The following is a 6474-nucleotide window of genomic DNA, read 5'->3' as shown; positions in this document are numbered from 1 at the left end:
CTTTTCGAAAGTGACCCGCCGTAAGGGCGGAACCCATACAAGCCATGACCCAAATAACGGATATGTACACCACAGACCAACCCCCGACCCCCAATGCTCAGCCCCACTACCACCGTAAACACCGTGTTGTTCGTGTTTCGCGAACGCTCGTTGCCAACTGACGGTTGGATTTCTCCTGCGCCTGTCCTCTAGCCTTGGCCGCACATTCCAAGAATAAGAGGTACACCCCATGACGGCTCCCTTGAGCGGTATCAAGGTGATCGAGATCGGCACCCTGATCGCTGCGCCGTTCGCCGCCCGGCTGATGGCCGAGTTTGGCGCCGAGGTGATCAAGATCGAAGCCATGGGCCAAGGCGACCCGCTTCGCAAATGGCGAAAGCTGCACGAAGGCACGTCGCTGTGGTGGTACCTGCAATCGCGCAACAAGAAGTCCCTGGCGCTGGACCTCAAGTCCCCGCAAGGCCTGGACCTGATCAAACAACTGCTCGGCGACGCCGACGTCCTCATCGAAAACCTGCGCCCCGGCGGCCTGGAAAAACTCGGCCTGGGCTGGGACGTGCTGCACGCCCTCAACCCCAAGCTGACCCTGGTGCGTATTTCCGGCTACGGCCAGACCGGCCCTTACCGCGATCGCCCGGGCTTCGGAGCCATCGGCGAGGCGATGGGCGGCATTCGCTACACCACCGGCAACCCGGATTCGCCACCGGCGCGGGTGGGCGTGAGCCTCGGTGACTCGCTGGCATCCTTGCACGGCGTGATCGGTGCGCTGATGTCGCTGCTGCGGGTCAAGACCGGCCAGGGCGACGGGCAGATTGTCGACGTGTCCCTGGCCGAAAGCGTGTTCAACCTGATGGAAAGCCTGGTGCCGGAATACGACATGCTCGGCCATGTGCGTGAGCGCAGCGGCGGTGCCTTGCCCGGCATCGCGCCGTCCAACACCTACCTGACCGCCGACGGCGCTTATGTGGTGATTGCCGGCAACAGTGACCCTATCTACAAGCGCCTGATGAATACCATCGGCAGGGCTGACTTGGCCGACGCGCCGGAGTTCGCCCACAACGATGGTCGCGCGGCCAAAAGTGGCTTGCTCGACGCGGCCATTACCCACTGGACCAGCAGCTTGCCCATCGAGCAGGTGCTCAGCGCCCTGGAAGCCGCTGAAGTGCCGGCCGGACGCATCTACTCGGTGGCCGATATCGTCAGCGACCCGCACTACCAGGCGCGTGACATGCTGCTCACTGCCGAACTGCCCGGCGGTGTGTCGGTGAAAATGCCCGGCATTGTGCCCAAGCTTTCCGAAACCCCGGGTGGTGTGAACTGGCAGGGCCCGACCCTCGGCCAGCACACTGATGACATCCTTGGCAGCCTGGGCCTGACCGGCGCCGACATTCAACGTCTGAAAACTTCGGGAGTGGTGCAATGATCACTGATTATTCCGACCCGCTGATCGTGCAGGAAGTCTCCCCGCGCGATGGCCTGCAAATCGAGCCGACCTGGGTGGAGACAGCCGACAAGATCGCGCTGATCGACCAGCTTTCCCTTGCCGGGTTTTCCCGAATTGAGGCAGGTTCATTCGTTTCGCCCAAGGCGATTCCGGCACTGCGCGATGGCGAGCAAGTGTTTCAGGGCATCGAACGCAAGGCCGGTGTGATCTACGTGGCGCTGATCCCCAACCTCAAGGGCGCCCAACGTGCCATCGAGTCCCGCGCCGATGAGTTGAACCTGGTGATGTCCGCCAGCCAGACCCACAACCTGGCCAATATGCGCATGCGCTGCGAGGCCTCGTTGGCCGCTTTCGGCGATATCGTCAGCTTTGCCGGCGACCATCCGGTGCGCCTCAACGGCAGCATCGCCACCACCTTCGGTTGCCCGTTCGAGGGCAAGATTGATGAGGACCGCGTGCTGCAAATCGTGGAGGCCTATCAAGCACTGGGCATCCAGGGCATCAGTCTCGCCGACACCACCGGCATGGCTAACCCGCGACAGGTCGAGCGTCTGGTCAAGCGTGTGTTGCAGCGGGTGTCGGCCAGCGACTTGACCTTGCATTTTCACAACACCCGAGGCCTGGGTTTGTGCAATGTGCTGGCCGCCTACGAAGCCGGGGCCCGGCGTTTTGACGCGGCCCTCGGCGGCTTGGGAGGGTGCCCGTTTGCGCCGGGCGCATCGGGCAATATCTGCACCGAAGACCTGGTCAACCTGTGTGAGGAAGTCGGAATTTATACCGGTATCGACCTGCCGCACCTCTTGCACATGTCCCGGCGCTTGCCCGCTTTGCTGGGGCATGAGCTGCCCGGCCAAGTGGCCAAGGCCGGGCGCAATTGCGACCTGCACCCACCACCGGCTTACATCGCCACGCTGTAACGCCGCACCAGACAACAAAAACAATCGGACGCCTGTGAGCAGTCCTCTGGAGAAAAGTCATGAGCACTAATACGTTAGAGGCCGGCACGCGCCCGGCCGCTGAAATTGATGCCGAAAAAGCCCTGGTCAGCAAGGTCGCCTGGCGCCTGATGCCGCTGATCATGGTGTGCTACCTGTTCGCCTTTTTTGACCGCATCAACATCAGCTTCGCCAAGTTCCAGCTGCAAGCCGACCTGAGCCTGAGCGACACCGCCTACGGGCTGGGCGCCGGATTGTTCGTGGTGGGTTATGTGATCTTCGAAGTGCCGAGCAACATGATGCTCTACAAGGTCGGTGCGCGGCGCTGGATCGCGCGGATCATGATGTCGTGGGGGCTGGCCACGGCGGCCATGGTGTTTGTCACTGCCGAATGGCAGTTCTATGGCCTGCGTTTCATCATCGGCGCGATGGAGGCGGGTTTTGCCCCCGGCGTGCTGTATTACCTGACCTTGTGGTTCCCGCAGCACTTTCGCGGGCGCATCACGTCGATGCTGTTCCTCGCGTCGGCATTCGCCGGGCTGGTGGGCGCGCCGTTCTCCGGCCTGGTGCTGGAGCACCTCGACGGCGTGCTGCAGATGCGCGGCTGGCACTGGTTGTTCCTGCTCGGCGGCTTGCCCTGCATTGGCTTGGGTTTCCTGGTACTGACCTTGCTCAAGGACCGCATCGAAGACGCCCACTGGCTGACGGCGGAGGAGAAAACCCTGCTGTCGAGTCGCATCGCCAAACATGAGCCGAACCAGCACGGTGGTTCGCTGTTGTCGGCGATCCGCATCCCGGGTTTCCTGATGCTGGGCTTCATTTACTTCCTGATCCAGGTGGCGTCCTACGGCCTCAACTTCTGGGCGCCGCAACTGATCCGCAGCGCCGGTACCCAGAGCCCGGTGATGATCGGCCTGCTCACGGCGATTCCCTATGTGTGCGGTGCGATCAGCATGGTGGTGATCGGTCGGCTGTCCGACGCCACCGGCGAGCGGCGCAAGTTTGTCTGCGGGTTGGTGGTGCTGGGCGCCATCGGGTTTTTCTGCGCGGGGATCTTCGCCGACCACACCACGTTCCTGATCATCGCCCTGGGCATGTTGGGCGCCGGCATCATCGCCTCGATCCCGACCTTCTGGACCCTGCCACCTAAACTATTGGCTGGCGCCGGTGCAGGCGCGGCGGGTGGTATCGCGGTGATCAACACGCTGGGGCAGTTCGGCGGGATTGTCAGCCCGGTGATGGTGGGGCGCATCAAGGACCTCACCGGCAGCACCACCCCGGCGCTGTATGTGATCGGCGTGTGCGCCCTGCTGGCGGCAGCGCTTTTGCTCTGGGGCTTGCCGCAAAAGCTGCGCACCCTCGACAAAGGCTGATCAACCGGCGCTGACTAACTCGCGGGCAGGCATGGCGCTGAACTGAATCAACGCCACGCCACCCATCAACAACAACGCCCCCAACACTCGGGGCGTTGTCAGTTGGCGCTCCACCAGCCCGAACAGGCCGAAGTGATCGAGCATCAGCGAGGCAATAATTTGCCCGGCCATGGCCAGGGCAATAAAGCCGGAGGCGCCGAGCTTGGGCAGTAACATTAACGCCAGCGAAATAAAGCACACGCCAAACGCACCACCGGCCCACATCCACAGAGGCGCCTTGCTGATAAACCCCAGGCTGGGCAGTGGCAGGCGCAGCGCCAAAATCACCGGCAGCAGCACGACAATGCTCACCAACAGCGAGGCGAGGGTGGCCCACAACGGGTGACCGAGCCCACGGCCGAGGTTGGCGTTGATCGCACTTTGAAACGGGACTACCGCGCCGGCGATCACTGCCAACGCCAACAAACCCACCCAATGCAACGTCGTCATTTCAAGTCTCCCAGAGGTTTTGCTGGACTCTAGGCTATTCGTCGCGCAAATTTAAATTCCAATTTCTTATGCCGAACATGCAGCTGATGAATGATCTGCGCCGCATCGACCTTAACCTGCTGGTGATCCTGGACGCCTTGCTCAGCGAGCAACACGTCACCCGCGCCGCCGAGCGCTTGCACCTGAGCCAGCCGGCCGTCAGCCATGCCTTGGCGCGCCTGCGTGAGGTGCTCGGTGATCCATTGCTGGTGCGCCAAGGCGGCAAGTGGGTGCCGACGGCACGGGCTCTGGAGTTAACGGCGCCGCTGGCTGACGCCTTGGCCCAGGTGCAGGCGTTGTTGGCGCCCAACCGTTTTGACCCGGCATCGGCCAAGCGCCGGTTTCGTGTGGCGATGTCTGATTACAGCGCGGCGATTTTCCTCCCGGCATTGGTTCGGGTGCTGCGTCAGGAAGCCCCAGGCATCGACCTGCAAATCATCCAGGCCAGCCGCGAAGGCATGGTAGACGGCGTGCTTAATGGCGATATCGACCTGGCCGCCGGTGTGTTCCCCGACATGCCCGCCGAACTGCGCACCACGCCGTTATTCGAGGAGCATTACACCTGCCTGGTGGACCGCAACAGCCTGCCCGAAAACGGCACGCTGGACTTGCCCACCTACCTTGCACGCCCCCATGTGTTGCTGGAAATGCGCGGCAGCGGCACGCCGGAAATCGAGCGGGCATTGACCGCCATTCGTGAACGCCGACATGTAGCGATCAGCCTGCCGCACTGGGGCGTGGCACCGCAGTTGATTCAGGGCACAGACCTGGTCCTGACGGTGTCGTCGCGCGGGCTGCTGACGGTCGACCATCAGCAACTAGTGGCGGTGCCGCCACCGTTTCATATCCCGTCGTTCGCCGTTGAGTTGGCGTGGCATGCGCGGCGGGGAGGGGATTCGGGGTTGCAATGGCTGATTGGGCACGTGCAGGGTGTCGTGTCTGAAGATCAACGCTAACAGGATGAAAACTACATGCTTTCAGGCTTCAACCACCTGACCCTGGCGGTCACCGACTTGGATCGCAGCCTCGATTTCTATGACGCGCTGTTGCAGTTGAAGCTCGACGCCACGTGGGACAACGGCGCTTACCTCTCATTGCCGGGCTTGTGGCTGTGCTTGTCGGTTGACCCACTGCGGCACTCGGCCCCGGCCGCCGACTACACCCATTATGCGTTCACCGCCGATGCGCTTGATTTCAGCGCGCTGGTCACGCGGCTGCGCGCCGCGGGTGTGCAGGAATGGCGTGACAACCGCAGCGAAGGCGCCTCGTTCTATTTTCTCGACCCCGACGGCCACAAGCTTGAAGCCCATGTCGGCGACCTGGCGTCACGCCTGCACGCCTGCCGCGCCGAGCCTTACGCGGGCATGAAGTTTTACCCCTAGCGCTGGAACGTGCAGAATCCCTCCACTTCTCAACCGTCTGTCAGAGTCGCGCCCATGACCCCTTCCTTGCTGCTCGCCGTCCTCGCTTCGGGTTTTATCTACGGTATTACGCCTGGTCCGGGCGTCCTGGCTGTGTTTGGCATTGGTGCTGCGCGCGGCCGTCGTGCCGGCGCGGGTTTCCTGTGTGGGCACTTGCTGGGCGATGTGGTGTGGTGCAGCACCGCGCTGATCGCGATTGTGGGCGCGCGTGAAGTCGGCAGCAGCGCGTTTGATGTGCTCGGCGTACTCAGCGGCCTGTACCTGTTCTGGCTCGGCTGGCGTGCCATTCGCACTCAGCGCCGCAGCAGCGATGCACCTCAAGGCGCCGCGCGGCACCCGTTCTGGCACGGCATTCTGTTCGGCCTGACCAACCCCAAGGCGTACCCGGTGGCAGTGGCCACCTTCACCGCGCTGCTGTCGAGTCGCGCCGAATTGCTGACGTGGGCGATGCTGCCGTCGTTGATCTTCCTGAGCTTCCTCGGCGGCGTGCTGGCGTACGCGATCCTCATCGGGGTGGTCGGTGCGCAGCGCGTGCGCACGGTGTATCAGCGTCATGAAGTGTTGATTACCAAACTCTGCGGCGTGATGTTCATCGGCTTCGCCATCAATGCCTTGGCGCACGCGTTGCCAGGCCTGTTTGGCAGCAAACCGGCCTGAAGCGCGGATGACCGTTCGTCGCACTGGCGAGTTTTTTCTAAACCTTTGCCGCGCTGAAAATTCGAATTCAGGGCGGGGTGTCATCCCCCGCACTTATTTTTGCCCTGGAGGAACTC

At 62.7% G+C, this 6474-nt stretch carries 7 protein-coding genes; 6 read left to right on the top strand and 1 reads right to left on the bottom strand.

The window, feature by feature from the left end; all coding sequences use genetic code 11:
• Positions 1-229 precede the first annotated feature (229 nt).
• Genes WBB95_RS06640 through WBB95_RS06630 form a run of 3 tightly spaced genes read left to right on the top strand, consistent with a single transcriptional unit; the run spans position 230 to position 3752 of the window.
• Positions 230-1423, top strand: a complete 1194-nt coding sequence (locus WBB95_RS06640) for a CaiB/BaiF CoA transferase family protein (protein ID WP_424486840.1) — start codon at positions 230-232, stop codon at positions 1421-1423.
• The gene (locus WBB95_RS06635) at positions 1420-2361 is read left to right on the top strand and encodes a hydroxymethylglutaryl-CoA lyase (protein ID WP_424486839.1); all 942 of its coding nucleotides are present in this window, start codon (positions 1420-1422) and stop codon (positions 2359-2361) included. The genes WBB95_RS06640 and WBB95_RS06635 overlap by 4 nt, the downstream gene beginning before the upstream one ends.
• A 59-nt stretch (positions 2362-2420) precedes the next feature.
• Entirely contained in the window at positions 2421-3752 is a 1332-nt protein-coding gene (locus tag WBB95_RS06630) for an MFS transporter (protein ID WP_424486838.1), read from the top strand.
• Here WBB95_RS06630 and WBB95_RS06625 read toward each other — a convergent pair whose 3' ends face one another.
• The gene (locus tag WBB95_RS06625) at positions 3753-4241 is read right to left on the bottom strand and encodes a DMT family transporter (protein WP_424486837.1); all 489 of its coding nucleotides are present in this window, start codon (positions 4239-4241) and stop codon (positions 3753-3755) included. It abuts the gene before it with no gap.
• Positions 4242-4318: 77 nt separating this feature from the next.
• Between WBB95_RS06625 and WBB95_RS06620 the strand changes: the two genes are divergently transcribed.
• The 3 genes from WBB95_RS06620 to WBB95_RS06610 are packed head-to-tail and all read left to right on the top strand — an operon-like array spanning position 4319 to position 6358.
• Positions 4319-5236 (top strand): LysR family transcriptional regulator, encoded by a 918-nt coding sequence (locus WBB95_RS06620; RefSeq protein WP_424486836.1) that lies wholly within the window; start codon positions 4319-4321, stop codon positions 5234-5236.
• A gap of 15 nt (positions 5237-5251) precedes the next feature.
• Positions 5252-5662 (top strand): fosfomycin resistance glutathione transferase, encoded by a 411-nt coding sequence (gene fos, locus WBB95_RS06615; protein WP_424486835.1) that lies wholly within the window; start codon positions 5252-5254, stop codon positions 5660-5662.
• A gap of 54 nt (positions 5663-5716) precedes the next feature.
• Positions 5717-6358, top strand: coding sequence for a LysE family translocator (locus WBB95_RS06610; protein ID WP_424486834.1), 642 nt, complete (start codon positions 5717-5719; stop codon positions 6356-6358).
• Positions 6359-6474 lie beyond the last annotated feature (116 nt).

It is taken from the genome of Pseudomonas sp. (assembly GCF_049645325.1).
Lineage (GTDB): Bacteria > Pseudomonadota > Gammaproteobacteria > Pseudomonadales > Pseudomonadaceae > Aquipseudomonas.
The sequence above is the reverse complement of the archived record's forward strand: the minus strand, read 5'-3'. Positions and strand labels throughout refer to the sequence as shown.